At 41.7% G+C, this 25,007-nt stretch carries 27 protein-coding genes; 21 read left to right on the top strand and 6 right to left on the bottom strand.

The window, feature by feature from the left end; genetic code table 11:
* Positions 1-34: 34 nt before the first annotated feature.
* The 8 genes from allC to NSS81_RS10965 all read left to right on the top strand — a co-directional run bounded on the left by allC (position 35) and on the right by NSS81_RS10965 (position 11,473).
* Complete coding sequence (gene allC, locus NSS81_RS11000; RefSeq protein ID WP_342433539.1) at positions 35-1,303, top strand: allantoate deiminase; 1,269 nt, start codon at positions 35-37, stop codon at positions 1,301-1,303.
* 38 nt (positions 1,304-1,341) lie between these two features.
* Complete coding sequence (gene allE / locus NSS81_RS10995; protein ID WP_342433538.1) at positions 1,342-2,106, top strand: (S)-ureidoglycine aminohydrolase; 765 nt, start codon at positions 1,342-1,344, stop codon at positions 2,104-2,106.
* Positions 2,107-2,132: 26 nt separating this feature from the next.
* A complete protein-coding gene (allD, locus tag NSS81_RS10990; protein WP_342433537.1) occupies positions 2,133-3,182 on the top strand; it encodes an ureidoglycolate dehydrogenase in 1,050 nt (349 codons plus the stop codon).
* 30 nt (positions 3,183-3,212) lie between these two features.
* Positions 3,213-4,262 carry an ureidoglycolate dehydrogenase gene (gene allD, locus NSS81_RS10985; RefSeq protein ID WP_342433536.1) on the top strand — a complete coding sequence of 350 codons (1,050 nt, stop codon included), beginning with the start codon at positions 3,213-3,215 and terminating at the stop codon, positions 4,260-4,262.
* Positions 4,263-4,386: 124 nt separating this feature from the next.
* A complete protein-coding gene (gene fdrA, locus NSS81_RS10980; RefSeq protein ID WP_342433535.1) occupies positions 4,387-6,135 on the top strand; it encodes an acyl-CoA synthetase FdrA in 1,749 nt (582 codons plus the stop codon).
* A 215-nt stretch (positions 6,136-6,350) separates the two neighbouring features.
* Positions 6,351-7,643, top strand: coding sequence for a DUF1116 domain-containing protein (locus NSS81_RS10975; RefSeq protein WP_342433534.1), 1,293 nt, complete (start codon positions 6,351-6,353; stop codon positions 7,641-7,643).
* A 78-nt stretch (positions 7,644-7,721) separates the two neighbouring features.
* Positions 7,722-8,657 (top strand): carbamate kinase, encoded by a 936-nt coding sequence (arcC, locus tag NSS81_RS10970; protein ID WP_342433533.1) that lies wholly within the window; start codon positions 7,722-7,724, stop codon positions 8,655-8,657.
* A gap of 821 nt (positions 8,658-9,478) precedes the next feature.
* On the top strand, positions 9,479-11,473 hold the full coding sequence (locus NSS81_RS10965; RefSeq protein ID WP_342433532.1) for a penicillin-binding transpeptidase domain-containing protein: 1,995 nt from the start codon (positions 9,479-9,481) through the stop codon (positions 11,471-11,473).
* Between the two features lie 728 nt (positions 11,474-12,201).
* On the opposite strand, the gene NSS81_RS10960 is transcribed toward NSS81_RS10965, so the two are convergent.
* A complete protein-coding gene (locus NSS81_RS10960) occupies positions 12,202-12,528 on the bottom strand; it encodes an MGMT family protein (RefSeq protein WP_342433531.1) in 327 nt (108 codons plus the stop codon).
* 547 nt (positions 12,529-13,075) lie between these two features.
* On the opposite strand from NSS81_RS10960, the gene spoIIID reads away from it, so the two are divergent.
* From spoIIID to NSS81_RS10930, 6 genes are all read left to right on the top strand, one after another.
* Positions 13,076-13,348, top strand: coding sequence for a sporulation transcriptional regulator SpoIIID (gene spoIIID / locus NSS81_RS10955; RefSeq protein ID WP_342433530.1), 273 nt, complete (start codon positions 13,076-13,078; stop codon positions 13,346-13,348).
* A 124-nt stretch (positions 13,349-13,472) separates the two neighbouring features.
* Complete coding sequence (locus NSS81_RS10950; RefSeq protein ID WP_342433529.1) at positions 13,473-13,784, top strand: hypothetical protein; 312 nt, start codon at positions 13,473-13,475, stop codon at positions 13,782-13,784.
* Positions 13,785-13,818: 34 nt separating this feature from the next.
* Positions 13,819-14,820, top strand: coding sequence for a rod shape-determining protein (locus tag NSS81_RS10945; protein WP_342433528.1), 1,002 nt, complete (start codon positions 13,819-13,821; stop codon positions 14,818-14,820).
* A gap of 326 nt (positions 14,821-15,146) precedes the next feature.
* Positions 15,147-15,416 carry a DNA-directed RNA polymerase subunit beta gene (locus NSS81_RS10940; protein ID WP_342433527.1) on the top strand — a complete coding sequence of 90 codons (270 nt, stop codon included), beginning with the start codon at positions 15,147-15,149 and terminating at the stop codon, positions 15,414-15,416.
* A gap of 86 nt (positions 15,417-15,502) precedes the next feature.
* Positions 15,503-15,937, top strand: a complete 435-nt coding sequence (gene fabZ / locus NSS81_RS10935; protein ID WP_342433526.1) for a 3-hydroxyacyl-ACP dehydratase FabZ — start codon at positions 15,503-15,505, stop codon at positions 15,935-15,937.
* Between the two features lie 121 nt (positions 15,938-16,058).
* The gene (locus tag NSS81_RS10930) at positions 16,059-16,388 is read left to right on the top strand and encodes a hypothetical protein (RefSeq protein ID WP_342433525.1); all 330 of its coding nucleotides are present in this window, start codon (positions 16,059-16,061) and stop codon (positions 16,386-16,388) included.
* A 335-nt stretch (positions 16,389-16,723) separates the two neighbouring features.
* Here NSS81_RS10930 and NSS81_RS10925 read toward each other — a convergent pair whose 3' ends face one another.
* Positions 16,724-17,161, bottom strand: coding sequence for a YwpF-like family protein (locus NSS81_RS10925; RefSeq protein ID WP_342433524.1), 438 nt, complete (start codon positions 17,159-17,161; stop codon positions 16,724-16,726).
* Positions 17,162-17,405: 244 nt separating this feature from the next.
* On the opposite strand from NSS81_RS10925, the gene ssb reads away from it, so the two are divergent.
* The 3 genes from ssb to NSS81_RS10910 all read left to right on the top strand — a co-directional run bounded on the left by ssb (position 17,406) and on the right by NSS81_RS10910 (position 20,081).
* Positions 17,406-17,801, top strand: coding sequence for a single-stranded DNA-binding protein (ssb, locus tag NSS81_RS10920; protein ID WP_342433523.1), 396 nt, complete (start codon positions 17,406-17,408; stop codon positions 17,799-17,801).
* The gene (locus NSS81_RS10915) at positions 17,798-18,061 is read left to right on the top strand and encodes a hypothetical protein (protein WP_342433522.1); all 264 of its coding nucleotides are present in this window, start codon (positions 17,798-17,800) and stop codon (positions 18,059-18,061) included. Before ssb ends, NSS81_RS10915 begins: the two co-directional genes overlap by 4 nt.
* A gap of 949 nt (positions 18,062-19,010) precedes the next feature.
* Positions 19,011-20,081: a 3D domain-containing protein gene (locus NSS81_RS10910; protein ID WP_342433521.1), complete on the top strand. Its 1,071-nt coding sequence runs from the start codon at positions 19,011-19,013 to the stop codon at positions 20,079-20,081.
* 259 nt (positions 20,082-20,340) lie between these two features.
* Here the strand turns inward: NSS81_RS10910 and NSS81_RS10905 are convergent, their stop codons facing one another.
* Positions 20,341-20,550: a hypothetical protein gene (locus tag NSS81_RS10905; protein ID WP_342433520.1), complete on the bottom strand. Its 210-nt coding sequence runs from the start codon at positions 20,548-20,550 to the stop codon at positions 20,341-20,343.
* Positions 20,551-20,658: 108 nt separating this feature from the next.
* Positions 20,659-20,874 carry a DUF3951 domain-containing protein gene (locus NSS81_RS10900; protein ID WP_342433519.1) on the bottom strand — a complete coding sequence of 72 codons (216 nt, stop codon included), beginning with the start codon at positions 20,872-20,874 and terminating at the stop codon, positions 20,659-20,661.
* 291 nt (positions 20,875-21,165) lie between these two features.
* Between NSS81_RS10900 and NSS81_RS10895 the strand changes: the two genes are divergently transcribed.
* The 4 genes from NSS81_RS10895 to NSS81_RS10880 all read left to right on the top strand — a co-directional run bounded on the left by NSS81_RS10895 (position 21,166) and on the right by NSS81_RS10880 (position 23,738).
* Positions 21,166-21,321, top strand: a complete 156-nt coding sequence (locus NSS81_RS10895; protein WP_342433518.1) for a hypothetical protein — start codon at positions 21,166-21,168, stop codon at positions 21,319-21,321.
* Between the two features lie 220 nt (positions 21,322-21,541).
* The gene (locus tag NSS81_RS10890; RefSeq protein ID WP_342433517.1) at positions 21,542-22,189 is read left to right on the top strand and encodes a DUF3885 domain-containing protein; all 648 of its coding nucleotides are present in this window, start codon (positions 21,542-21,544) and stop codon (positions 22,187-22,189) included.
* A 172-nt stretch (positions 22,190-22,361) separates the two neighbouring features.
* Positions 22,362-23,333 carry a glycerophosphodiester phosphodiesterase family protein gene (locus NSS81_RS10885; protein ID WP_342433516.1) on the top strand — a complete coding sequence of 324 codons (972 nt, stop codon included), beginning with the start codon at positions 22,362-22,364 and terminating at the stop codon, positions 23,331-23,333.
* Positions 23,334-23,351: 18 nt separating this feature from the next.
* Entirely contained in the window at positions 23,352-23,738 is a 387-nt protein-coding gene (locus NSS81_RS10880; protein WP_342433515.1) for a hypothetical protein, read from the top strand.
* A gap of 68 nt (positions 23,739-23,806) precedes the next feature.
* On the opposite strand, the gene NSS81_RS10875 is transcribed toward NSS81_RS10880, so the two are convergent.
* The gene (locus NSS81_RS10875; protein WP_342433514.1) at positions 23,807-24,241 is read right to left on the bottom strand and encodes a DUF4275 family protein; all 435 of its coding nucleotides are present in this window, start codon (positions 24,239-24,241) and stop codon (positions 23,807-23,809) included.
* A gap of 3 nt (positions 24,242-24,244) precedes the next feature.
* Positions 24,245-24,757, bottom strand: a complete 513-nt coding sequence (locus NSS81_RS10870; RefSeq protein ID WP_342433513.1) for a GNAT family N-acetyltransferase — start codon at positions 24,755-24,757, stop codon at positions 24,245-24,247.
* Positions 24,758-25,007: the final 250 nt, after the last annotated feature.

The following is a 25,007-nucleotide window of genomic DNA, read 5'->3' as shown; positions in this document are numbered from 1 at the left end:
AGTTGATTTAACCTTCATAGTAAATGATGAAAGGATGAATACAGTGGCAGATGCAACAACAAATAAAGTTACAAAGCTGGAAACATTGCCTGAAGAAACAATCGGCAGATTGGAGTGGCTTGGCCAATTTGGCAAGGACTCGGCTGGCGGTGTCTCGCGCCTTCTTTATACCAAAGAATGGGTCGAAGCGCAGCATGCATTAAAAGGCTGGATGGAAGAAATCGGTCTTAAAGCCCAATTTGATGAAATTGGTAATTTATATGGAACACTCACAGGTAAAAATAGTAATGAAACCATACTAACAGGTTCTCATGTTGATTCAGTAAAAAATGGCGGCCTTTACGATGGTCCTTACGGGATTATCGCAGGAATCCTCGCTATTAAATATCTAAAAGAAACATATGGTGAGCCATTACGCAACGTTGAAGTCGTATCAATGGCAGAAGAAGAGGGAAGCCGTTTCCCTTATGCTTTCTGGGGTTCGAAAAATATTGTTGGCTTAGCAAAACGTGAGGACGTTGAAAACATTAAGGATTTCGAAGGGATACCTTTCGTTAAAGCGATGAAGGAATCCGGTTTTGATTTTAGAGATGAAACAAAAGGTCCGCGCAAGGATTTAAAAGCCTTCGTTGAAATTCATATTGAACAAGGTAGCGTCCTAGAAACAGAAAAGAAATCAGTTGGTGTCGTTCACAGTATTGTTGGTCAAAGAAGATTTACAGTTGAAATAAATGGTCAAGCGAATCATGCGGGCACTACACCAATGGGCTATCGAAAAGATGCCGTTTTTGCTGCTAGCCAGATGATTTTTGAAATCATTTCTAAAGCGAAAGAAGCGGGCGATCCGCTTGTGGCAACGGTTGGTAAAATTGAAGCTCTTCCAAATATCGTCAACGTTGTTCCTGGAAAAGCAATTTTCACGCTTGATGTTCGTCACACTGATAAACAAGCAATTGTTGATTTTTCAGAACAGCTTACTGCCATTATTAATGAAGTTTCAAAAGCGCATGATGTGGAGACATCTATCGACATGTGGATGGATGCGGATCCTGTTCCAATGGATGCGGAAATTGTCGACGTTATCGAGCAGCAGTGTAATGCAGCTGGCCTAAACTATAAGTTAATGCACAGTGGTGCTGGACATGATTCACAAATATTTGCACCAGTTGTTCCGACCGCGATGCTATTTGTACCAAGTTTAAAAGGAATCAGCCATAATCCAGCTGAATTCACAGAGCCTACAGATTTAGCAGAAGGCGTCAAAGCCCTTATCGGTGCTCTTTATGAACTAGCTTATAAATAATACTCAAATGAAATTTTAAAATAGAGGAGAATGTCAAGATGGGTTATCCAAAAGATTTGCTTTCAAGCCGTTCCATCATTAAACATGGTTTATACGCGTTAATCACACCAGAAGGACTTGTAAATAATGTTGTTCCTGGTTTTGAAAATTGCTCGATGTCCATTCTAGGTTCGCCAAAACTTGGCGCTAGCTTTGTTGATTATATTATCACAATGCATGAAGGCGGAAAGAACAGCGAAGGATTCTGCGGTCAGCCAGATGTTGAAAGCTTCGTTTATATCCTTGGCGGCAAGGTGAAAGTAACGGCAGGAGAACAGGAGTTTATTTTAGAAGAAAGCGGCTATGTTTATTGCCCTCCTGGAACAAAAATGTACTTAGAAAACCTTGAAGCTAGCGATGCTCGTTTATTCCTTTATAAACAAAAGCATAAGCCGCTTGAAGGACGTAAGCCATGGGTCGTTTCCGGCCATGCAAACCAAATTGAATACCGTGATTATGATGATATGCACAATGTTCATATTAAAGATCTTTTACCGATGGATATCGATTTTGATATGAATTTCCACATCCTATCGTTTGATCCAGCAGCAAGCCATCCATTCATTGAGACACATGTTCAAGAGCATGGAGCGTACTTACTCTCTGGTGAGGGCATGTATAATCTTGATAATCAATGGATTCCAGTTAAAAAAGGTGACTACATCTTCATGGGACCATATGTACACCAAGCGGCCTATGCAGTTGGAAGAGAGCCATTAACATATGTTTACTCTAAAGATTGCAATCGGGATGCATCTTTATAATTAATCACATCAAAGAGGTGTAACAAATGAGATTGCAAAAAGACGAATTAAAAAGTTTGATAAAAAATAAACTGCATGCTGCTGGTCTGTCAGAGGAACATGCTGATACAACAGCAGATGTGCTTACGTTTGCTGACGAAAGAGGGATTCATTCCCACGGAGCGATGCGCGTAGAGTATTATGCAGAAAGAATCGCCAAGGGCGGAATCAATACGAAGCCTGAATATAAGTTTGAAAAAACAGGTCCATGTACAGGCATTTTCCACGGCGACGGCGGCTCAGGACATGTGGCAGCAACATTAGCAATGGATGAAGCGATCCAAATGGCAAAAGAAAATGGAGTAGCGATTGTTGGAGTAAGAGATATTTCACACAGCGGCGCGATTTCTTATTTTACAAATCAAGCAGCTAAGGCAGATGTGATTGGATTTTCAGTTTGCCAATCGGATCCAATGGTTGTTCCATTCGGTGGGGCGGAGCCTTATTACGGTACAAACCCGATTGCTTTTGCAGCACCAGGTAAAGATGGCAAAATGATTAGTTTGGACATGGCTACGACAGTTCAGGCATGGGGCAAAATTCTCCATGCAAGATCAAAGAACGAATCGATTCCTGATACTTGGGCAGTGGATAAGAATGGTGAACCGACAACAGATCCTTTTAATGTAAATGCCTTATTGCCGATAGCTGGACCTAAGGGCTATGGTTTGGGAATGATGGTGGATGTATTATCTGGAGTGCTTCTCGGATTGCCGTTTGGAAACAAGGTTTCTTCTATGTATGAGGATCTAACAGAATATAGAAAATTAGGTCAGCTCCATATTGTCATTAACCCAGCATTTTTTACAGGATTAATGGGCTTTAAGCAAGATATCTCTACTTCGATGCAGGAATTGAACAATATCAAACCAGCTCCAGGTTTTTCTAAGGTTTTTGCTCCAGGTCAAAACATGGACATCGTTGTCGAAGAATATATGAAAAACGGCATTGAAATCGTTAATGATATCGTCGAATATTTAAAATCAGATACAATCCACAATAATCAATATGATCACAAGGGTGCATTTGCTAAGTAATCGATATGAAAATCAGGAGTGAGATGTGAAATGAGAGTATCCAAGGAAAAACTGAAAGATCTCATGGCAGCAAAGCTTCATAAGGCAGGACTAACAGAAGATCATGCACAGGGCGTAGCGGATGTACTCGTACACGCAGATGCCAGAGGAGTACATTCCCACGGTGCGATGAGAGTGGAATATTATGCAGAAAGAATAGCAAAGGGCGGACTCAACAACAATCCCAATTTCACATTTGAAAAAACAGGTCCTTGTACAGCGATTTTTGATGGCGATAATGGTGTAGGACATGTCGCTGCAAAGCTTGCAATGGATGAAGCCATCGAAATGGCTAAAGAAAATGGAATTGCTGTTGTCGGTGTGAGACGTATTGGCCATAGCGGCGCCCTTTCCTATTTTGTTCAACAAGCTGCAAATGAGAATTTGGTTGGAATTTCTGTATGCCAATCCGATCCGATGGTTGTTCCATTTGGCGGAGCGGAGCCATATTACGGAACAAACCCAATCGCTTTCGCAGCACCTGGGAAGGACGGGAAGCATATCACGTTTGATATGGCTACCACGGTTCAAGCTTGGGGAAAAGTCCTTCATGCCAGATCAAAAAATGAACCAATACCGGATACATGGGCTGTTGACAGCAACGGAGAGCCAACAACAGATCCATTTAAGGTACAGGCCTTGCTACCAATTGCTGGTCCAAAGGGCTATGGATTGATGATGATGGTCGATGTGCTTTCTGGAATCTTATTAGGACTTCCATTTGGAGCCAAAGTATCATCCATGTACCATGACCTGACAGAATATCGCAACCTTGGTCAGCTTCATATCGTAATTAACCCTGAGTTTTTTGCTGGATTAGAAACATTTAAAGAAGGCATTGCGCAAACAATGACCGACCTTAACAATATCAAGCCAGCTCCAGGCTTTAAACAGGTATCATACCCTGGACAAAGAAGTGCAGAACGAGAACAGAGTTATGAAGAAAACGGAATTGAAATTGTAGATGATATCTATGAGTATTTAATTTCCGATGTTGTTCACAACAATGCCTATGACAATAAAAGCCCTTTCGCTAAATAATCATTAGTAAAAACTTAAAGGGTGGTCTGCTCTTGGTAGCCACCTTTTTACTATGTTCAAAAAATATTTACACAATTCCCTCTATTTGAAATGTTGGGAAAATCGTAAAAGAGGTGTACAGATAATGCTTAAAACGATCATTCAAGCAAACTCATATCAGGATTCAGTAAACCTGATGCTTTTAACTAATAAAATCTCAACAATGGACGGTGTAAACAAAGTCCAGGTTATGATGGGAACTCCAGCCAATAAAGATATTTTCCGTAGCTCAGGTCTTTACACAGAAGAACTTGAAGGGGCTGCGGCTAACGATATGGTTATCGTTGTCGATACAGATTCTGAGGAAATCATCGAAACATTACTTGAAGAAATAGATAATTACCTAAAGAACCAATCAATCAGCAATAGCAAGCAGGAATTTGAAACGGTTCGCACATGGTCAAGAGCAATGAAGGTTGCCCCAAATGCTAATTTAGCTGTTATCTCTACAGCTGGTCAATACGCAGCAGAAGAAGCGGAAAAGGCACTGGATAATGGCTTACATGCGTTTATCTTTAGTGACAATATGAAAATTGAAGACGAACGCCGTCTAAAAGAAAAGGCTCATGAAAAAGGTCTTCTTGTTATGGGTCCTGACTGTGGTACGGGAATTTTAGCAGGTGTACCAATTGCCTTCATGAACGTTGTTAAAGAAGGAAATATTGGTATCGTTGGGGCTTCAGGAACAGGAATTCAGGAAGTGACAACAATCATTGATCGCCTAGGCGGTGGTGTAAGCCACGCAATCGGTACAGGCGGACGTGACTTGTCTGATAAAATCGGTGCGATTACAATGATGGATGCTATCAAGGGCTTAGCGCAGCATGAAGCAACAGAAGTAATTACGGTTATTTCTAAGCCACCTGCAAAAGAAGTGCGTGATGAAGTTGTTCAATTACTTCAAAGTATTTCAAAACCAGTTGTAGCGATTTTCCTTGGTGAAGCACCGCGTAACCATGAAGGAAATATGCACTATGCACACACACTAGAAGAAACAGCAAGGATTGCTTTAGACCTTTCTAAAGGAAACCCAATCCAAGCGAACTATAATGTTTTAACCACTGCAGTACCTGCAGTTGATTTGAAACCAGAACAAACAACAATCAAAGGTCTTTATTCTGGTGGTACACTTGGATATGAGGCAGCTTTCCTATTCAGCAGAGGTCTTGGTCTTGAAAAGAGCAAATCCACTGAAGAAGGCTACTTGTTAAAAACAAACGGCTATGAAGTTGCTGACCTTGGCGATGATATCTACACACAAGGCAAGCCGCATCCAATGATCGACCCGGAAACAAGAGTCAAGTATTTTGAAAAAGCAGCCCAAGATGAAACCACTGCAATTATTCTTTTTGATGTCGTTCTTGGTTATGGTTCACACGAAGATATGGCAAGTGAGTTAATTCCTGCAATCGTTAAGATTCAGAAACAAGCAAACGAAAACGGCAAGAATATTTACTTCGTTGGAACGGTTTGTGGAACAGAACAAGATCCGCAGAACTACCAAGATCAACGTGAAAAATTGGCTAACGCTGGAGTAATCCTGCGCGACAGTAACAACCAAGCCATCCGCACTGCACTTGCAATGATCGGTATCGAAATCAACGAAGCAGATAAAGAAGTAATGCCAGCAGCATCAGCAACTGAAGCTGCAACATTCACAGTTTCACCTGCAATCCAACGTTTATTAAACGAAAAGCCAAACGTAATCAACGTAGGCCTAAAGAAATTCACAACAGCACTAACAGAAAACGGCGGAGCTGTAGTCCAATACGACTGGCGTCCAATAGCAGGCGGCAACGAAAGAATGCGCAAAGTTTTGAGTGTGCTGCACTAATAGTTAGGTACAATTTTGATGTGAAAACTTATCGTTGATTGAAGCGGAAGGCACGAGACTCCTGCGGGATTACGAGCTGGGTGAGACCCCACAGGCGCGATAGCGCCGAGGAGGCTCACCGGTGAGCCCGCGGAAAGCGAAGTGCCTGGAGCTCCAATCAACAGACAAGTTACAGTAGATAATTTTTAAGATCGAAAACACAGGAGGAATTCATAATGTACGGTTCATATAAAACAATTGACGAAGCAAACAGAGCAGTAATCGATAAAATTGTAGCAGGAGCTCCTTTCCTAACAGATGTTGTTCCAGCGAAATCAGTAATCTCTGAACTAAACGGCAAAGTATTATTACATGCAGGTCCGCCAATTAAATGGGATCAAATGACTGGTCCAATGCAAGGTGCGGCTGTTGGTGCAGCACTTTTTGAAGGCTGGGCTACAGATGCAGATGCAGCATCAGCTATGCTACGCAATGGTGAAGTAGAATTCATTCCATGTCACCATGTTAATGCTGTTGGTCCAATGGGCGGAATCACGTCTGCAAATATGCCAGTTCTTGTTGTCGAAAACCGTGACGGCGGAAACCAAGCATACTGCACAATGAATGAAGGTATTGGTAAAGTACTTCGTTTCGGTGCTTTTTCTGAGGAAGTAACAAACCGCCTTGCATGGTTTAGAGATGTATTAGGACCTGTCATTGCTAAAGCACTTAAAGTAAAAGGCGATGGCTTAAACATCAATGTTATGATTGCAAAAGCAATTACAATGGGTGATGAGTTCCACCAACGTAACATTGCTGGTTCGCTAATTTTCTTAAAAGAAATCGTACCATTTATTTTAAAAACAGATGCATCTGAAAATGATAAACAAGAGGTAATTCAATTCTTGGCTGATACCGATCAGTTCTTCTTAAATATTGCGATGGCAACAAGCAAAGCAATCATGGATACCGCTAGAACAATTCAGCATGGTACAGTTGTAACAGCAATGAGCCGTAACGGTTACGAATTCGGTATTCGTATTGCTGGTATGGGAGATCAGTGGTTTACTGCACCAGTTAATACTCCACAAGGTCTATTCTTTACTGGCTACACTCAAGATATGGCTTGCCCTGATATGGGTGATAGTGCAATCACTGAAACATTCGGTGTTGGTGGTATGGCTATGATCGCTGCTCCAGGTGTTACACGTTTCGTTGGCGCTGGCGGATTTGATGACGCTCTTAAAACAAGCAATGAAATGATGGAAATCTGTATCGACAACAACCCTAACTTCTCTATTCCAACTTGGGATTTCCAAGGCTCTTGCCTAGGAATTGACGCAAGAAAGGTTGTTGAAACGGGAATTGAACCAACTATCAACACTGGAATTGCACACAAAGAAGCAGGAGTAGGCCAAGTTGGTGCTGGTACAGTTAAAGCGCCACTAGCATGTTTCGAAAAAGCGATCGAAGCTTACGCAGTGAAACTTGGACTAGTTGAAGAAGAAAACGCAGTACCAACTGTTTAATCAATATATGCTTAAATAAAAGGGGAATTGGTTCCCCTTTTTCTTTTAAAAAATTTACGATAATGGAGAGATACTTTTATGAGCAAAATAGTCCTAGCAATTGGCGGCAATGCAATCATTAAAGAAGGCCAAAAGGGTACGATTCAAGAACAGCAGCAGAATATCAACGAAAGTGTTGAACCTGTTCTAGGATTAATTGAACAAGGCAATACTGTTGTCATCACACACGGTAACGGCCCGCAGGTTGGTAACGCGTTAATTAAATCACAATTGGCTGAAGCTGTAGTTCCTGCATTCCCATTAGCAGTCCTAAATGCTGAAACACAAGGAAACCTAGGTTACCTAATCCAACAAGCATTCAGAAATAAAATGGCAGAACGCAATATCGGCAAAACCGTGGCAACGGTTGTTACCCAAGTAGTTGTTTCAAAAGAAGACCCGGCTTTCCAAAGCCCGACAAAACCAATCGGACCTTTCTACACACAAGAACAGTTAGACAAAATTCTTGAAACAGAAAAAATTGATTATGTTGAGGACAGCGGCAGAGGCTACAGACGTGTGGTAGCATCACCAAAACCAACAAAGATTATCGAAAAAGAAGCGATTAATGCGTTGCTTGATAAAGAAATCGTTGTTATTACTGCTGGCGGCGGTGGAATTCCTGTCGCAGAAGAAAATGGTGTCTTAACAGGTGTTGACGCCGTAATCGATAAAGATTTCGCGAGTGCGCTATTGGCTGCAGAAATTGAAGCAGATTACCTATTTATTCTAACTGGAGTAGCACAAGTGGCGATTCATTTCGGCACACCGCAGCAACAGAATTTATTAGAAATGTCCATTGATGATGCCCTTCGTTATATGGAAGAAGGCCATTTTCCAAAAGGAAGCATGGGTCCAAAAATTGAAGCAGCAATCTTGTTCCTGAAAAAAGGCGGCAAAAACGTTATCATCACTTCAATTGATAAATTGGAAGATGCGCTTGCAGGCAAATCTGGTACACGTGTAACTTTATAAGAACGTAGAGACAACCTTCGTCCAATTATGGGCGAAGGTTTTTTATTGGGTTTGGATATATAGAACCTGCTTTGTATGAAGGACAACTCGGTCCGAAAAAAAGGCGAGATGGTCTTCATAAGGTCGATGAAGACCAACTCCGGAGGAAAAGTGAGGCGAGTTGGTCTTCATCAGGTCGATGAAGACCAACTCCGGAGGAAAAGTAAGGCGAGATGGTCTTCATAAGGTCGATGAAGACCAACTCCAGAGGAAAAGTGAGGCGAGATGGTCTTCATAAGGTCGATGAAGACCAACTCCGGAGGAAAAGTAAGGAGAGATGGTCTTCATAAGGTCGATGAAGACCAACTCCAGATGAAAAGTGAGGCGAGATGGTCTTCATAAGGTCGATGAAGACCAACTCCGGAGGAAAAGTAAGGCGAGATGGTCTTCATAAGGTCGATGAAGACCAACTCCGGAGGAAAAGTGAGGTAAGATGGTCTTCATCAGGTCGATGAAGACCAACTCCGGAGGAAAAGTGAGGCGAGATGGTCTTCATCAGGTCGATGAAGACCAACTCCGGAGGAAAAGTGGGGTAAGATGGTCTTCATTTGGTCGATGAAGACCAACTCCGGAGGAAAAGTGAGGCGAAGTGGTCTTCATAAGGTCGATGAAGACCAACTCCGGAGGAAAAGTAAGGCGAAGTGGTCTTCATCATTGGAACTCCAATCAACAGCCAAGTTACACAGCCATTTTTTTATGGAAATAACGAATCTTTTCGTGAACCACGCCGTCTAATATAATAGGACAAATATGGTAAACTATAGATAAAGGGGGAGTGTTTTTTGAAAAAGTTGATTTGGCTGCTGTTGTTTGTTGCTTTGGCAGCAGGCTGCAGCAAGGAACCCACGCCGCAGGATCGTTTTGCGGAATACATAGCACTATGGAATGAGCAGAAGTTTGATAAGATGTATGACTACCTTACAAACGGTGCCAAAGAGGTCATCACCAAAGAAGAATTTACGTCTCGCTACGAAAAAATATATAAGGATCTGGAGATATCCGATCTGAAGGTTACGTTTAAAAAACCAAGTGAAGAAGAAAAGCTGGATAAGAAAGTGGAAAAGGTCGATTACGATTTTTCAGCCAGTATGAACAGCATCGCGGGCAAAATTGAATTTACACATAACGCTAAATTGAAAAAGGAAGAACGCGATGAGAAGAATAACTGGTTTGTAAACTGGAACACCACTTATATTTTTCCAGAATTAAAGGATGGCGATAAAATCGGAATCGACTATGTAAAGCCAAAACGTGGGGAAATCCTTGATCGCGCTGGAAACGCCATGGCGGTAAACGGACAAGTGTACGAAATCGGCGTCATTCCGGGGATTTTGGAGGGGCAGGAAAATGTGGTCATTCCGAAACTATCTAGTTTATTAAAGATAAGTCCAGAGCAAATCAACAAAGCGCTAAATGCGAACTGGGTCAAGCCCGACCTGTTTGTTCCGCTTAAGAAGGTCTCGATGGACGACCGTGAACGGATTGAGCAGCTGGTTGCCCTTTCGCCTGTTCGGACAATGAAGGTCGAGGCGCGGATTTATCCATACAAGGAATCGGCAGCCCACTTAATTGGCTATGTTGGCTCCATCACCGCCGAGGAATTGGAGGAACGTAAGGATAAAGGCTATACAAGCACAGATATGATTGGAAAAAGAGGCCTGGAGCAGGTGTTTGATGAGAGGTTAAAAGGGAAGAACGGGACGGTTATTTCGATTGAAAAACCGGACGACACCGTTTTTATCCTTGCAGAAAAGGAAGTAGAAGATGGGGAGAATGTGAAACTGACCATCGATGGTACCTTACAGCTGAATATCTGGGACGGTTTAAAGGACGAGGCGGGCTCCTCAGCGGCGATTGACCCGATAACCGGGGAAACACTCGCACTGGTCAGTAGCCCGTCTTTTGACCCCAATCAGGCGACATTAGGCTTCTCTTCTGACGAATGGAAGGCATTGCAAGAGAATGACAAGCAGCCGATGACAACCCGTTTCAATAAGGCCTACGCACCAGGTTCGGTGATTAAGCCGCTCTCCGCGGCAATCGGCCTTTCGAACAAAGCGATCACCCCAGAGAAAACGCTAGATATAAAAGGGATGCAATGGCAAAAAGGTGAGTCGTGGGGCGGTTATTATGTGACAAGAATTCACGAAGCCAACCCAGTTAACCTAAGAAAAGCACTCGTTTTATCAGATAATATTTACTTCGCTCAAAATGCACTGGCCGTCGGTGAAGATAAGTTTATCGAGGGATTGAAAAAGTTCGGCTTTGAGGAAGAACTTGATTACCCGTTCCCACTGCAAAAATCAACAATTGGGACGATTGATAGTGAAATTGCCTTGGCGGATTCCGGCTACGGGCAAGGGCAGGTCCAAATGGGGATTGTTCATTTATTAGCAACTTACACGCCATTTGTAAACAAGGGCAATATGATTAAGCCAACTCTATTGTTCGATGACCCAAAGAGTCAGGTGCTGAAGGAACAGGTGATGTCTGAAGACGAGGCTGCGATCATTGCCAGTGACATGCGCCAGGTCGTTGAGGATAAGACCGGAACAGCCCATGTAGCGAATATGAAGGAACTTCCGTTAGCTGGAAAAACGGGCACGGCTGAAATTAAGAAAAAACAAGGTGAAACTGGTACAGAAAACGGCTGGTTCGTCGCCTACAACACGAACACACCAAAACTAATGATTGCGATGATGATCGAAGGCGTCCAAAAACGCGCCGGCGCTCATCCAGTGTACAAAGTTGGGGAGATTTTTACACAGATGAAATAATAATAAAAAAGTAACGCCTTGATAACCAGGCGTTACTTTTTTATCTTTTTAGGCAAGAAGACCCCTTCCTTAGAGGGAATCCCGTTTTGGTAAGGAAAAATGGGGTAGCGGTCATCATGAAGCACATTTAGATAGGGAAAAACAAAAAAGTTGTCCTCATGGAGGGTTCATGAAGCCCATTTAGGTAAGAAAAATGAAAAAGTTGTCCTCATGAAGGGTTCATGAAGCCAATTTAGGTAGGAAAAATGAAAAAGTTGTCCTCATGGAGGGTTCATGAAGCACATTTAGGTAAGAAAAATGAAAAAGTTGTCCTCATGGAGGGTTCATGAAGCACATTTAGGTAAGAAAAATGAAAAAGTTGTCCTCATGGAGGGTTCATGAAGCCAATTTAGGTAAGAAAAACAAAAAAGTTGTCCTCATGAAGGGTTCATGAAGCCAATTTAGGTAGGAAAAATGAAAAAGTTGTCCTCATGGAGGGTTCATGAAGCCAATTTAGGTAAGAAAAACAAAAAAGTTGTCCTCATGAAGGGTTCATGAAGCCAATTTAGGTAAGAAAAACAAAAAAGTTGTCCTCATGAAGGGTTCATGAAGCCAATTTAGGTAGGAAAAACAAAAAAGTTGTCCTCATGGAGGGTTCATGAAGCCAATTTAGGTAAGGAAAACAAAAAAGTTGTCCTCATGAAGAGTTCATGCCGAATTTATGTTAGTGGAATGGTTTTGAAGCCATTTTACTTTCCACTCTCACCCTCTAATGGATGCCACTGATATTTCCCTAAATCAATGCTGCCATTTAAGCCAATTTCAACACCCTCGGCTTCAAGTGAGAGCAGCTGCTCGTTGTAGGACTCGTCGTCTTGGACGGCGATTTGGCCTTTTGCGTTGACGACACGGTGCCAGGGGAGCCGGTGTTTCTGGCTCATGGAATGAAGGGCACGGACTACTTGACGAGCAGCACGCGGACTGCCGGCGACCGCGGCAATCTGTCCGTAGGTCATAACTTTTCCAATCGGTATATTTTTTATAATCATAATTACTCTTTCTGTAAAAGGTTGCATGGCAAATTTCCTTTCAAATCTACATATCATTAGTATACAAAAATTTGTTCTGGTGGGAAAATCCCAATAGAATCAGGAAAAATATTATTTTTCGCCTAATTTTCATTCGACATTTACGAACGACAAATTTCTCAGGAAATAATCGTAGCTGTGATGCTGGAAATTCTAAGAAAGCTGATAGTGTGCGGGATACAGCTTTTCCGCAGACTTGTCGAAAAAAGGAAGGGAAGAGGGATGGAAGGGTGTTTTTATCTGATTTTTCTAAAAACTTTATTTAAACCTTGTCCCTATTAAGTAATTCGTGCATATTCCCGTATCCAAGCTAATAAAATGATTACAAACCTTTACAAAGAGAGTGTCAGAGGTGAAGAGTCGTTTGATATAAATGGGGATCCAGTCGGGGACATGATTATTCATTGCAGAATTACCGAGTAGCCATGCTTTCTGCCGCATAGGAATAAATAAGCGTGCGGAGCAGTATTTCGTCGAAGTGATAAGCGGGTCTCATTTCGCACTTCTCACATCCAATTTAGGGAGGGCGAGTGGTGTGCACGATTACATCAAAGAGAGAACTATCAAGATTGGAAAGTATATCGTGGAGACGAGAAAAACGGTTCGTGTCATTGCGAAGGAGTTTGGCGTTTCCAAAAGTACTGTCCATAAAGATTTAACAGAGAGACTTCCTGAAATTAATCCTGAACTGGCAAACGAAGTGAAAGAGATTTTAGATTACCATAAATCAATCCGTCACCTAAGAGGCGGAGAAGCGACAAAAATGAAATACCAGAAGGAAGAAAAAGAAAGCGAGACTGTAAAATAAGCCAAGTCGGGAGCTGAAAAGAAAATTGTTTTAAAATGGCCATTTTCCGAAAACTTTTCTTGAAGAAATTCAGGAGAAGTCGAGGAAAGGGGCCATTTTTAATGAAAAGGTTATGATAAAGGTAATGGTTAATTTTATAACTATGTTGATTGGAGCGGATGGCGCGAAGGACTCCTCGAAAATGGTATCGCATTTCCTTCGTGCGGTGAATATTCAAGGAAGCCTATTCAATGTCCAGCGGGAGTACGGGGCTGGGGAAACCCCGCAGGAGCGCAGTGATGAAGAGGCTCCCCTGCAAGCCGCGGAAAGCGAAGCGCCCGTAGCTCCAATCAACAGCCTTTTTAAAAGGGGAAAAAGACAAGCTTCAACAAAAATTTACAAATTTCTTTGTAAAAAGTATGGAAAGTTTAATGAATATGATACAATTAACAATTAGTTAGATGACCGTTTCAAGGAGGAAAAAAAAGAAAATGTTTGCTAGGGATATTGGGATCGATTTGGGAACGGCGAACGTGTTAATTCACGTGAAGGGCCGTGGAATTGTATTGAATGAGCCATCTGTTGTGGCCATCGACAAGAATACAAACCGTGTTCTTGCTGTTGGTGAAGAGGCTCGCCGCATGGTTGGACGGACACCAGGAAATATTGTCGCGATTCGCCCGTTAAAAGACGGAGTAATCGCTGACTTTGACGTAACGGAAGCAATGTTAAAACATTTCATTAATAAGCTAAATGTAAAAGGGTTTCTTTCGAAGCCGCGTATTTTGATTTGCTGCCCAACGAATATTACAAGCGTTGAGCAAAAGGCAATCAAAGAAGCTGCTGAAAAAAGCGGCGGCAAAAAGATTTACTTAGAAGAAGAGCCAAAGGTTGCTGCGATTGGCGCGGGAATGGAAATTTTCCAGCCGAGCGGGAATATGGTTGTCGACATCGGTGGTGGAACGACGGATATTGCCGTTCTATCGATGGGTGATATCGTTACTTCTTCCTCGATCAAAATGGCGGGCGACAAGTTCGACATGGAGATTCTTAACCACATCAAGCGCGAGTACAAGCTATTGATTGGTGAGCGGACGTCTGAAAATATTAAAATCAATATTGCGACCGTTTTCCAAGGCTCACGCTCTGAATCAATGGAAATCCGCGGACGTGACATGGTTAGCGGCTTGCCGCGCACCATCACCGTTCATTCGGAAGAAATCGAAGCAGCACTGCGCGAATCGGTTTCGGTGATCGTTCAAGCGGCAAAAAGCGTCCTAGAGCGCACACCGCCGGAACTTTCAGCAGACATCATCGACCGCGGCGTCATCCTTACGGGCGGCGGAGCATTGCTGCACGGTATTGATATGCTGCTTGCAGACGAATTGAAGGTTCCTGTCTTAGTTGCCGAGAATCCAATGGACTGCGTAGCCATCGGAACAGGCATCATGCTCGACAACATCGATCGACTGCCAAAGAGAAAACTTGGTTGATATTGAAAGAGTCCAATGACATCTTTGTGGGTGTCGTTGGACTTTTTTTGTGCTGTAAGCAAAAACATATAGTAAAATAAGAACAAGTTCGCTTACGGCGCTTTTTTAAATCAGATGTATTTTTGGAATAAGTTAAGTTTTTTCGGGGGAAAATAACGTAATTTCTAACAAAATTTACGTTATTTTTCCATGGAAATTCTTTTTCTGCAAAAAAATACTGCCTTATTTCAATTTCTTTTCTATAATAGAGTATAATATTAGATAAAAATAAATGTTTAGAGCGGTAAATTAGCCAACATATTTGGATTTGTAAAAGGGGAATTACGATGTCAGTAAACCAAATGAGGTCCAGGGAAGAATATAGAAGGACCAAGGAAGATGAGCAGGAGAAGAAAATGGCTACGGTTGCACGTCCGAAGATTCGTGTCCGCCTTATCCCGGTTTGGCTGCGGATTGTTCTTTTGGCGGTTATGGTCGTTGGCTGTGTGATAGGCGGAGCCATGTTTGGTTATGGAATTCTCGGTGGAGGTAATGCAACGGAAGTTTTAAATAAATCGACCTGGACACATATCCTTGAACTAATTGAAAAAAAATAACGATGGAAGGGACACAGAACCCTTCCTTTTTATATGCCATTAATAGTAGAATGTATATATCTGTTCCTATTAGGAGGTACTAATTTATGCTTGATATTACACAAATAAAAGAAATCATTCCTCATCGTTATCCATTTTTGCTGGTTGATCGGATCTTGGAAGTGGAAGATGGGGTTAGAGCCATTGGAATTAAAAATGTGAGCGCCAATGAAGAATTTTTCAATGGCCATTTTCCTGATTATCCTGTAATGCCTGGGGTGCTGATTGTCGAGGCACTTGCACAGGTTGGGGCAGTGGCTATGCTGAAAAAAGAGGAAAACCGCGGACGTCTTGCTTTTTTTGCCGGAATTGATAGTTGCCGCTTTAAAAAGCAAGTAAAACCAGGTGACCAGCTCCGCCTCGAGGTGGAAATAATAAGACTGCGCGGACCAATCGGAAAGGGCAAAGCTGTTGCCACCGTTGACGGTGAAATCGCCTGTGAAGCGGAAATTACCTTTGCGTTAGGAGAGAAAAAAGAGTAGAGATCAGGAGAATTCCTGGTCTTTTTTTGTTTTAATTTTCCAATTAAATCTTTTTGATAATAGGGAAAGCTAACATCAGACCAGATAAGGTCGATATTTTATTATGAAAGGGGCTTTTCTTTTGAAGAAAAAGTTTTTACTACTGTTAGCGGGTTCTGTTGTTACCGGGATGATGCTGACAGGTTGTAACAATGACAATGACAATGACAATGTACCGCCGCCGCCAGTCAATGACGAAGTGGATACGCCACTGGATAACGACAACAATGATAACGGGTTAAACAACACGAACACTCGATACAACAACAACGATGGTATGTTTAACAACCGTGACGTCAACGACACGAACAGAAACAATGACAAAGATATGATTAGAGACAGAAATACACCGAGGGAAGATATTATTGAAGACGACCTTGATGCCAACGATCGCGACAATCGAGACAGATAAACACAAAAGGGCAGGCCAGAGATGGTCTGTTCTTTATTCGGTTTGGGGAGTCTATTGATAAAAAATGTGGATAGAAAACGTGAAAGTGGTCACGTAAAGGGGCTATGTGACCAAAATTCGAATATGAAAACGTGAAAGTGGTCAAGTGAAGGGGCATGTGGCAAAAATTCGGATATGAAATTGTGAAAGTGGTCACGTGAAGGGGCTATGTTGGCAAAAATTCGGATATGAAAACATGAAAGTGGCTATGTGACCAGAATTCGCTTAAAAAAGCGCTAAAGTGGTCACAGCAACGAAAAGAAAAAAGGACACCAATCTGGCGCCCCTGATTTACATTATTTAGGATTTTTCATTTTTAGTTTGGGTTTGCTTTTCATTTTTTCCTTGAATTCGGACAGGAGGGCAGGGCCGTCGAGACCTTTTTCAAGGAGGGTGTCTAGCAACAACTCAGAATAATCACTCTTATTGCGGCGCAATCGGCCTTCCATCAGGACGCTTATATTCTTTTCAAATTTATTTAACACGACAACCTTGGTTTGAAAATAGGCAGGATCGTTATCTGGTTTCGTGATCACAACCTCGACGATAAGTTCACGACTTTGTTCCTGAATATTTTTAAAATAATCATAGAGGGAAAGTTCCGTATAGGCCTCAAGGAGCCAAGTAGCTTTTTCATTTTCTTTATTAATAATTAAGCCGTCCTCTAATGGGATCTCTACCGATTTTCCAGCTTCCTCTACCACGTCCATTGCAATCAACTTAAAGGTTTTCACCAGCATAACCTCCTGTTTTTTCTAAAGTATAACATATGGCGGGCATTAGCAAATGTCGAAAAATATTTGTCGCTTTTTGTAATTTTTACATTTTTTGAAAAAAGGGTTCTCAAATTAACTTTTTTACCTAGGCGAAAAACAATTTTTCGGCTAAAAATAAGCCTGAAAACAACTTTTTCGCGATTTTACAAGAGAAGTAGGGAGGGATTATGATAAAACCATCACATGGAGAGGAGAGAAAAGGATGATCAATCAAGTTACTCTTGTTGGAAGATTAACGAAGGATCCCGAATTGAAGACAACGCCAGACGGGACCCCTGTGACACAGGTGACCTTGGCCGTTAGCCGTCACTTTAGAAACCATAATGGAGAAATTGATGCCGATTTTGTATCATGCACGCTTTGGAAAAAAGCGGCGGAAAACACGGTACATTATTGCCGAAAGGGGTCGGTTGTCGGGATTACCGGCAGGCTGCAAACACGCAATTATGAAAATCGCGAGGGGAAGAAGGTTTATGTGACCGAGGTTGTGACGGAATCGATCCGCTTCCTAAGTCCAAAACCTCAAGAGAGGCCGACCGTCAAAAAGGAAGAAGTGCCATTTACGCCGACGATGAATAGGGAGGAAGTTCCATTTTGAGAGTAAACAATGAGGTGGCCAACAGCTTGGAGCAGCTGCTTGAGGCCTTGATTAAGATGGTCGGCAAAACGAACCAGAATATGGACGGTTTGCAAAAGCGGGTTAGCCAGCTGGAATGGATTATAAAGGAACAGCAGTCGCAGGAACATTTAGTGCATTGGAGCAGGAAAGAGACGCTAGCGGAAAAGCACCAAGACCCCATCAGAATTCCCACACACAACACTTCAAATGTGCAAGAAAATATCCCTTATCATTTATAAAGGGTCTTTTCTCAAACCTATTTGCTATTTAGATTGGATTAATGGTATTTTAAGCGATTTTCATCTATAAAAAGCAAATTTCTTTAGAGAAAAGAGCTTGCAAACTTTATTCGAAGTTCCAAAGAGCTATTTAATCGTAAAAAACGACTTTTGGGTTTTTACAACAATCTTAACGAAAAGCGCCTTTATAAAAAAGTTCCTCGTGTCAATGATCCCTTTTTTAGAGAAGATCAATCAGCCTCAGGTAGCTCCTCAATTTTCCGGCCATATTGCGCCGGAATTTTTATTTGGAGGGGGGTTTTTGGTTTTTGACTTGGTTATGGTTTTAAAAAAATGGAATCGTTTTGAATGGGGAAAATTAGTAGTTGTCTGAATAATATTCTCACAGCCGGGTAAACTATGGAAAAACCCCCCTGTTTTTTTAAGAGGCCGCTGAAGCAAATTTCAGCGGCCTCGTTTTGTTTTTTCGGGGGATTAAGTTAATTTGCCTTTCACCCTTGAGTAGTGGATCTCAATTGTTACAATTTATTCACATTTTCCTTATAACAGAAAACTGTCCCGTGTTTAACGGGGTGCCAAATAAAACCAAGTCCGAATGTGTTACACCAATGTTACAAACCGTCTGAACACCCCGGCGCAACCTTAAAAATGAATATTTATCCAAACCCTAATAAAAAGCCTCAAAACACGCTACAGCCCATTCCAGCTCGTTTAGCATGCATCCAACTCCTAACCAACTAATGCAAAAAACAACCTCAGAGACTGTCCGCCCCACGTGGACAAATCGGCCAAAATGTCCACGAGTGGTGACAGGCACCGTATCTTTCACCGCAACGGAACAGCAACTTTCATTTAAATATGACAAATTGTTTAGGAGTTTTAATATGTTTGTAACATAACTGGTACATAGTTTTGGTATAACTAGTCTTATAGAGAAGGAGGAACGAATATGCAAATTTTAAGGCGTATGACTTTCATGATTCTAACTATCATGTTGTGTGTTTCTGGTACTGTGGTGGCTTTTGCGCAGTCAAATGGTGAGACATTACATAATGTTGAGCAGGAGCTCAATCAAAAGGTGAAAGAGAAACAGGCTGTTTCGAAAGAAATCGAAAATGTTCAAAAAGAAATGAATTCATTATATAGCTATATTGAACAGAACAAAATTGAATTAGCGCAGACCCAAAAGAGAATGCAGGACATCAATGAAATCATTGAGAAGAAAAAAGAAGAAATTGTCGTTTTGCAAGATAAAATCTATCAGCGTAAAGATGTTATGGGCGCGCGGCTTCAAGCGATGCAGCAGGATGATAATCTAGGAGTTATTGTTAACGTTTTCTTGGAATCAAAAAGTCTTGATGATTTTATTCAACGTGCAAGTGCCGTGACGGCTCTTCTTAGTGCAGACCAAAATATTTTAGGAGCGCAAGAGGACGATCTACAGCAAATTGAAGAGGATAAAAAAGAGATTGATAGACAGGAACAAATTTTAGCAGAAGAACAAGCAGTTCTTGCAAAACAGCAGCAAGAGCTTGATGGAAACCTTCAAAAAAGACAAGAAGCACTCACTGCTATGCAAGAAAAATATAGCCAGATCGATAAGGAAATGGCAGGCATACAAACACAATTAAAAGAAGCGCAAGCGAAGATTCAAAAAGAACAAGAAGAAGCAAGAGCACGTACAGCATCTGCAACAGCAGTAAAGCCAATGAGCACACCCGATGCTGCAATAAAGGGTGAAGAGATGTACGTCACTGCAACCGCATATAGTTACCAATCTGCCGGTGATATCACAGCAATGGGCTATAATATCAGAAAAAATCCTAATATAAAATTAATCGCCGTCGATCCATCCATCATCCCGTTAGGAAGCAGAGTTTGGGTAGAAGGATATGGCGAGGCGATTGCAGGCGATACAGGCGGCGCAATCAAAGGCCATAAAATTGACGTAGTTATGCCAAACAACTCCGCAGCAATTCAATGGGGCAGAAAAACCGTTAAAATTATTGTCTTAGACTAGTCAGATTGGCAAAAAGAGACTCAACATGGGGAATGTTGGGTCTCTTTTTGCGTTTGCGATGTGGATTGATTTAGAGAGGTATCTGCAATTTTTAAGAGATATCTTCGGTTTATTAAAATATATCCGCGGTTTTTAGAGATATATCCGTTATTTTCAAGAAATATCTGCGATTCTCAGGATATATCCGCTATTTTCAAGAAACATCTGCGATCCTCAGAAATATATCCGCGATCGTCCATCTCAACCAAAACACTTAATCTTAACCGTGATACTCATAGGTATAAACGATTGCAGAAACCCCATCTCTTTTAGCAAGGTCAAAATACTCAATGTATTCCTCTTCCGTTTCCTCACTATATTGGTCCCGTTGAGCGGTAAATTGATCTATGGTCTCAATGACTTCCCAGCCATTTTCACTTAGGGAGATCTTTGCTTCCGTTAGTGCAAAATTCAAATCTAATAAGTCCACCCAACAAACGATATAGGCACCAGCACAGTCCTCTTTTTCCGTGTTATCGCTATTGGGTATCGCATTGAAGTAAAAAAAATAAATAACCTTTCACCATCCTGTATATATTTACATTTTATCCTTATCGTCACTCTCGTCCTCATCTTCAGCAAGAATATTATGCTCTTCATGAAATTCTATTTCAGATTGTCCAGTTATTTCATCAAAAGGGGTAAAGGTAGGGGTTAAGCCCTTTTTCTTTACAAATACCTTGTAAAAGCTAATCATCACTAAAATGACAATAACCGTAGGAAATCCAATTGCAAGTACATCCATCGGATTCATAATCATACCCCTTTTTACTAATCTAAAAAACCTATAACCATATTAACATAGAACAAACAATATAATAAATTGAGGCGGAAATTGATGTATCAGAGATTGAGAACCACGTTGAAAGTTGTGAAGCGATAGGTTTTAATATTATCATTAAGTCAGATGGCGAAAGTAGAAAACTATGAGAGTCCCAAATATCACGGACGTGGACGCTTCTCTTACAAAAATAAATTCCTTATTTTTGTAAATAATAGTTGTAGTGTTTTTATTAACACAAAACTATTGAAAGAGGTGTCGGTTATGAAAAAAAATAACTATTCAAAAGAAGAACCCACAATGGCTGAGGGTATGGATACAGAGGATGAGCTAAACAGAAGCGCTACACAGGAGGAAATTGATAATGGGGATTCAACAAAAGTAACCATTTTGTCCTTAGACGAAAACGACCCCAGCTAAAACTCTTGCCCTATAAAGCCAAAAGCAGTGGGACTCAAAGGAATCTCACTGCTTTTATAGTTGTATTTTTTTAAGTCAATTTCTATGAAGGGTACACACTGTCCGTGTGGGGTGGACAAAACAGTGATTTGTCCACGGGCGGTGCCTGTCACCGAAAATGTGTCACCGAAAATGTGTATACCGAAAATGTTTGCGAAAAGGCACTGGGGAAGGGGAAGCGATGATTAAGGATTTGAATGCATTTTTACATGAGGATTTTGAGGGTCTTGTTTTAGAACCACCGCTATTTTATTCCTGGACTATTAGTATCCGTTTCGAAATTGCACCGCCAATGATCCCTTATTATGAAAAGGAATATTTACAGCAGACCTTTGACCGGGCGATTGCTTTGTTCAAAAAGGTGTTTGATGACAATGATGAAATGCTGTTGGTGGCCGATGTGAAAACAACGTGCCGCGACCTTTTTTTGCAAAGAAGACCGCTAAACGTGTATTTGAAGTACATAAAAGATAAAGAAAGCCGGTATAAGTTGCAGTATCACCGCTTTGATGATCCCGACGAGGAAGAGATGACAACCCATCGATTCGTCCTGCCATGCGCAAAAAATGAAATCAGATATGTGCAGTTGTTAAAGGCCATTTGTTATGAGGATTTCGCTCATCCATCAACGATACTAAAAAATAATCCTCAAAGCGGGTACCAGGTTTATTTTATAAATGTAACCCAAAAGCTGATTTACCACCTGTATGATGATCGCGGCTGCGATGTGATAGCGGCCGAAAAGGAAACCATCCGTTTTCTTTATGAGGATTGTAATGAATGGATACTTGACTACGACAGGGACAGAATTGAGCGCTTGTTCAACTAGGGGTAGGGGATGGGCTAGAATGGAAGTAGACTCCCAGCACAGAGACTGGTTCTGGAGTGCGTACTGTCCGCCTGAGGTGGACAGTGTCCACGAGCGGTGCCTGTCACCAATGTTTTTTGTCACCAATGTTTTTCACCAATGTGTTACCATTGTCACCATCTAAGGAGGATATATGTTCAAGCGCATGTTGAAGAGGTTTTTTCTGTTTTTACTAATTTTAATAGTGTTTATGTTTGTAAATAATACGTCTTTGTTCATGAAGGATGGTGGTCGGGAGCCTTTCTTGCTGGCGCATCGTGGGCTTGCGCAGACTTTTCCGATGGAGGGGATCATGAGTGATACGTGTACGGCGGAGCGGATTCACGATCCAGAGCATCCGTATCTTGAGAACACGATTCCCTCGATGGAGGCGGCTTTTACAGCGGGTGCCGACATGGTGGAGTTTGATGTGCAGCCAACAACCGATGGACAATTTGCCGTGTTCCATGATTGGACACTCGAATGCCGAACCGATGGCGAGGGCGTCACAAGGGAACAAACCATGGCAGAACTGAAAAAGTTGGATGTAGGTTACGGCTATACGGCGGATAACGGCAAAACCTTCCCGTTTCGCGGCAAAGGGGTTGGCCTAATGCCAACGCTTGACGAAGTATTTACCCATTTTCCTGACCAATCCTTTTTGATTCATATCAAAAGCAACGACCCGAACGAAGGAGAGCAGCTCGCAGCCTATCTCGCCAAGCTTCCAGAAGGCAGGACAGAAAATATATCTGTTTACGGCGGCGACGAACCAATTGCAGCACTTAAAAATGCCCTTCCCGACATGCGTGTCATGTCAATGGCAACGTTGAAAAGCTGCCTGCTTCCATATATAGGCGTTGGCTGGACCGGCATCATCCCATCAGCCTGTGAAAAAACACAGCTGCATCTTCCCGAAAAATATGCCCCGTACATATGGGGGTTTCCAGGTAAGTTTTTAACAAGAATGGAAAAAGCCGATACCAAGGTAATCCTTGTTGCTGGTGATGGCGGCTGGTCAGAGGGCTTCGACACCACACAAGACATGGACCGCCTGCCCGAAAAATACAATGGTGGGATTTGGACGAATCGGATTGATGTGATTGCACCTCTTATCGAAAAATAAAAGGGGGAGAGGGGTCCAATGAAAGAATATATCTTTACAAAAACGCTAGGAATAATCGCTGGCACGCTGATAATCCTTCTAACCATTGGATTTGGGATTTTGTCTTTCATCGGAATGAGTTTAGCGAAAGCCTTAAATGCAAGTGCGGATGATTCCACAACCTACGTATTGCCAATCGTAATGATCCTGTTGCTTTTAGGCGTCATTACTGCCGTCGTACCCTTCTGGTTAAAAAGAAAAGCAGCGCAGGTCTTTTATACTGGATTTTCATTCGTCATGGGAATTGCCTTAATTGTAGCCTTTTTCCTATCGGTTAGTGCGATTGGAACAGAAGAGGAAATTTTCATCCTATGTGTGGGGATCTTCTATTTACTGCTTGGATTCTTGGCAAAAAAGAGGCTATAGTAGGAAGAAAAAGCGTACGGCACCCCAAGAGTTAGAGTGATACCTTTGGGGTGCCGTACGTTTTTCTATCACCATTCATTTCGACTAAAGTATGGACCGCACAAGCCGGTTTCGTGTGTTTTTACATAGGTCCAGCTAAAGCTTTTATCAACAACATAAATATCTTCCTCATTTTCGAGGTCACTGGCAGCCAACTTGGAAGCATTGTTTATCATAACCGCATAGTCTGAATGTTGATAAAAGATATAGCAGGCATCCTTTGGTTCTCTATCAAAGGCACTTTCCGCTAGATCCTCTCTTAAACTATCTTTTTTTTCATAACTAAAAAGATGCCACAAATAGCCACAGAGACCATCTTCATGGTGAAGATAAATCCTTTTCTTTTCCTTATCACTCAGATGATGAGCGAAATGATTTTCCCATTGCTTCCGTAAATATGGCCCCCATTTAGGTATTTCAATTACCTTCACCTTTTTACTTTCAAGAATATCAACAATGTCCATTTACTACCTCCTAACCAAAAAGAAATAGAGCAAGTTCTCCTTAAGCTCGGGAGCTTGAGTAAACCCTAACTTCTTCAATAAATGAATTGACCGCTCATTAGCAGGTTCCACGGTCGCATCAATCATATCTAACTTCATTTGCGAAAACCCAAATGTAATGACTTCCTTCATGGCTTCAGACATATAGCCTTTGCCTTGGTATTCCTTCGACAAATCAAAGCCAGCTTCTGCGATAAACTCGCCATTTTTCCTTAAATAATGAAATCCAACGGTGCCCATGAACTTTTCAGTGTTTTTTTCAAAAATACCCCACCTACAGCCAGAATCCTCCAGGTGAAATTGGATAATCTCTTGTGCTTCCTTGATAGTTTTGCATGGTTCAATATCCATAAATCTTGTAACATCAACATCCGAAAAATGTGCAAAGACATCCTTGGAATCATCCAAGGTTAAAATTCGGAGGTTCATCCTTGGGGTTCCCAGTGCAGGAAAGCCCCCATTATTAAAATTCGGCACGTTTTCACACCTCGTGTTTCCTCTAAATTTTGCTAGTCCAATAGCCGAAGAGAGGCTGGCCCACGTTAAAATAAATTCTTGATGATACGAATTAGCACTCTGGGAATAAAAAATAAAATATTCACGAACAACTCACCTAAGAGAGAATCTCGAATTTCTGCGAAAGCACTTTTAAGAAAGCCGTCCTGACCTTTCTTTTTTCCATGATTCATATGACTTCTCCTTCAAAAATTTACTTCAACCGCCACAA

This window comes from Neobacillus sp. FSL H8-0543, assembly GCF_038592905.1.
In the GTDB taxonomy this organism is placed as follows: domain Bacteria; phylum Bacillota; class Bacilli; order Bacillales; family Cytobacillaceae; genus Neobacillus.
The sequence above is the reverse complement of the archived record's forward strand: the minus strand, read 5'-3'. Positions and strand labels throughout refer to the sequence as shown.

Bases quoted from the DNA above. Each gene is read 5' to 3' on its own strand.
- NSS81_RS10960 (WP_342433531.1), bottom strand. From the start codon at position 12,528: ATGCAACCTTTTACAGAAAGAGTAATTATGATTATAAAAAATATACCG.
- allE (WP_342433538.1), top strand. From the start codon at position 1,342: ATGGGTTATCCAAAAGATTTGCTTTCAAGCCGTTCCATCATTAAACAT.
- allC (WP_342433539.1), top strand. From the start codon at position 35: ATGAATACAGTGGCAGATGCAACAACAAATAAAGTTACAAAGCTGGAA.
- arcC (WP_342433533.1), top strand. From the start codon at position 7,722: ATGAGCAAAATAGTCCTAGCAATTGGCGGCAATGCAATCATTAAAGAA.
- NSS81_RS10875 (WP_342433514.1), bottom strand. From the start codon at position 24,241: ATGGACATTGTTGATATTCTTGAAAGTAAAAAGGTGAAGGTAATTGAA.
- NSS81_RS10910 (WP_342433521.1), top strand. From the start codon at position 19,011: ATGCAAATTTTAAGGCGTATGACTTTCATGATTCTAACTATCATGTTG.
- allD (WP_342433537.1), top strand. From the start codon at position 2,133: ATGAGATTGCAAAAAGACGAATTAAAAAGTTTGATAAAAAATAAACTG.
- NSS81_RS10975 (WP_342433534.1), top strand. From the start codon at position 6,351: ATGTACGGTTCATATAAAACAATTGACGAAGCAAACAGAGCAGTAATC.
- NSS81_RS10900 (WP_342433519.1), bottom strand. From the start codon at position 20,874: ATGAATCCGATGGATGTACTTGCAATTGGATTTCCTACGGTTATTGTC.
- NSS81_RS10880 (WP_342433515.1), top strand. From the start codon at position 23,352: ATGAAAGAATATATCTTTACAAAAACGCTAGGAATAATCGCTGGCACG.
- fdrA (WP_342433535.1), top strand. From the start codon at position 4,387: ATGCTTAAAACGATCATTCAAGCAAACTCATATCAGGATTCAGTAAAC.
- NSS81_RS10950 (WP_342433529.1), top strand. From the start codon at position 13,473: ATGGTTAATTTTATAACTATGTTGATTGGAGCGGATGGCGCGAAGGAC.
- NSS81_RS10895 (WP_342433518.1), top strand. From the start codon at position 21,166: ATGAAAAAAAATAACTATTCAAAAGAAGAACCCACAATGGCTGAGGGT.
- allD (WP_342433536.1), top strand. From the start codon at position 3,213: ATGAGAGTATCCAAGGAAAAACTGAAAGATCTCATGGCAGCAAAGCTT.
- NSS81_RS10945 (WP_342433528.1), top strand. From the start codon at position 13,819: ATGTTTGCTAGGGATATTGGGATCGATTTGGGAACGGCGAACGTGTTA.
- fabZ (WP_342433526.1), top strand. From the start codon at position 15,503: ATGCTTGATATTACACAAATAAAAGAAATCATTCCTCATCGTTATCCA.
- ssb (WP_342433523.1), top strand. From the start codon at position 17,406: ATGATCAATCAAGTTACTCTTGTTGGAAGATTAACGAAGGATCCCGAA.
- NSS81_RS10885 (WP_342433516.1), top strand. From the start codon at position 22,362: ATGTTCAAGCGCATGTTGAAGAGGTTTTTTCTGTTTTTACTAATTTTA.
- NSS81_RS10890 (WP_342433517.1), top strand. From the start codon at position 21,542: ATGATTAAGGATTTGAATGCATTTTTACATGAGGATTTTGAGGGTCTT.
- NSS81_RS10940 (WP_342433527.1), top strand. From the start codon at position 15,147: ATGTCAGTAAACCAAATGAGGTCCAGGGAAGAATATAGAAGGACCAAG.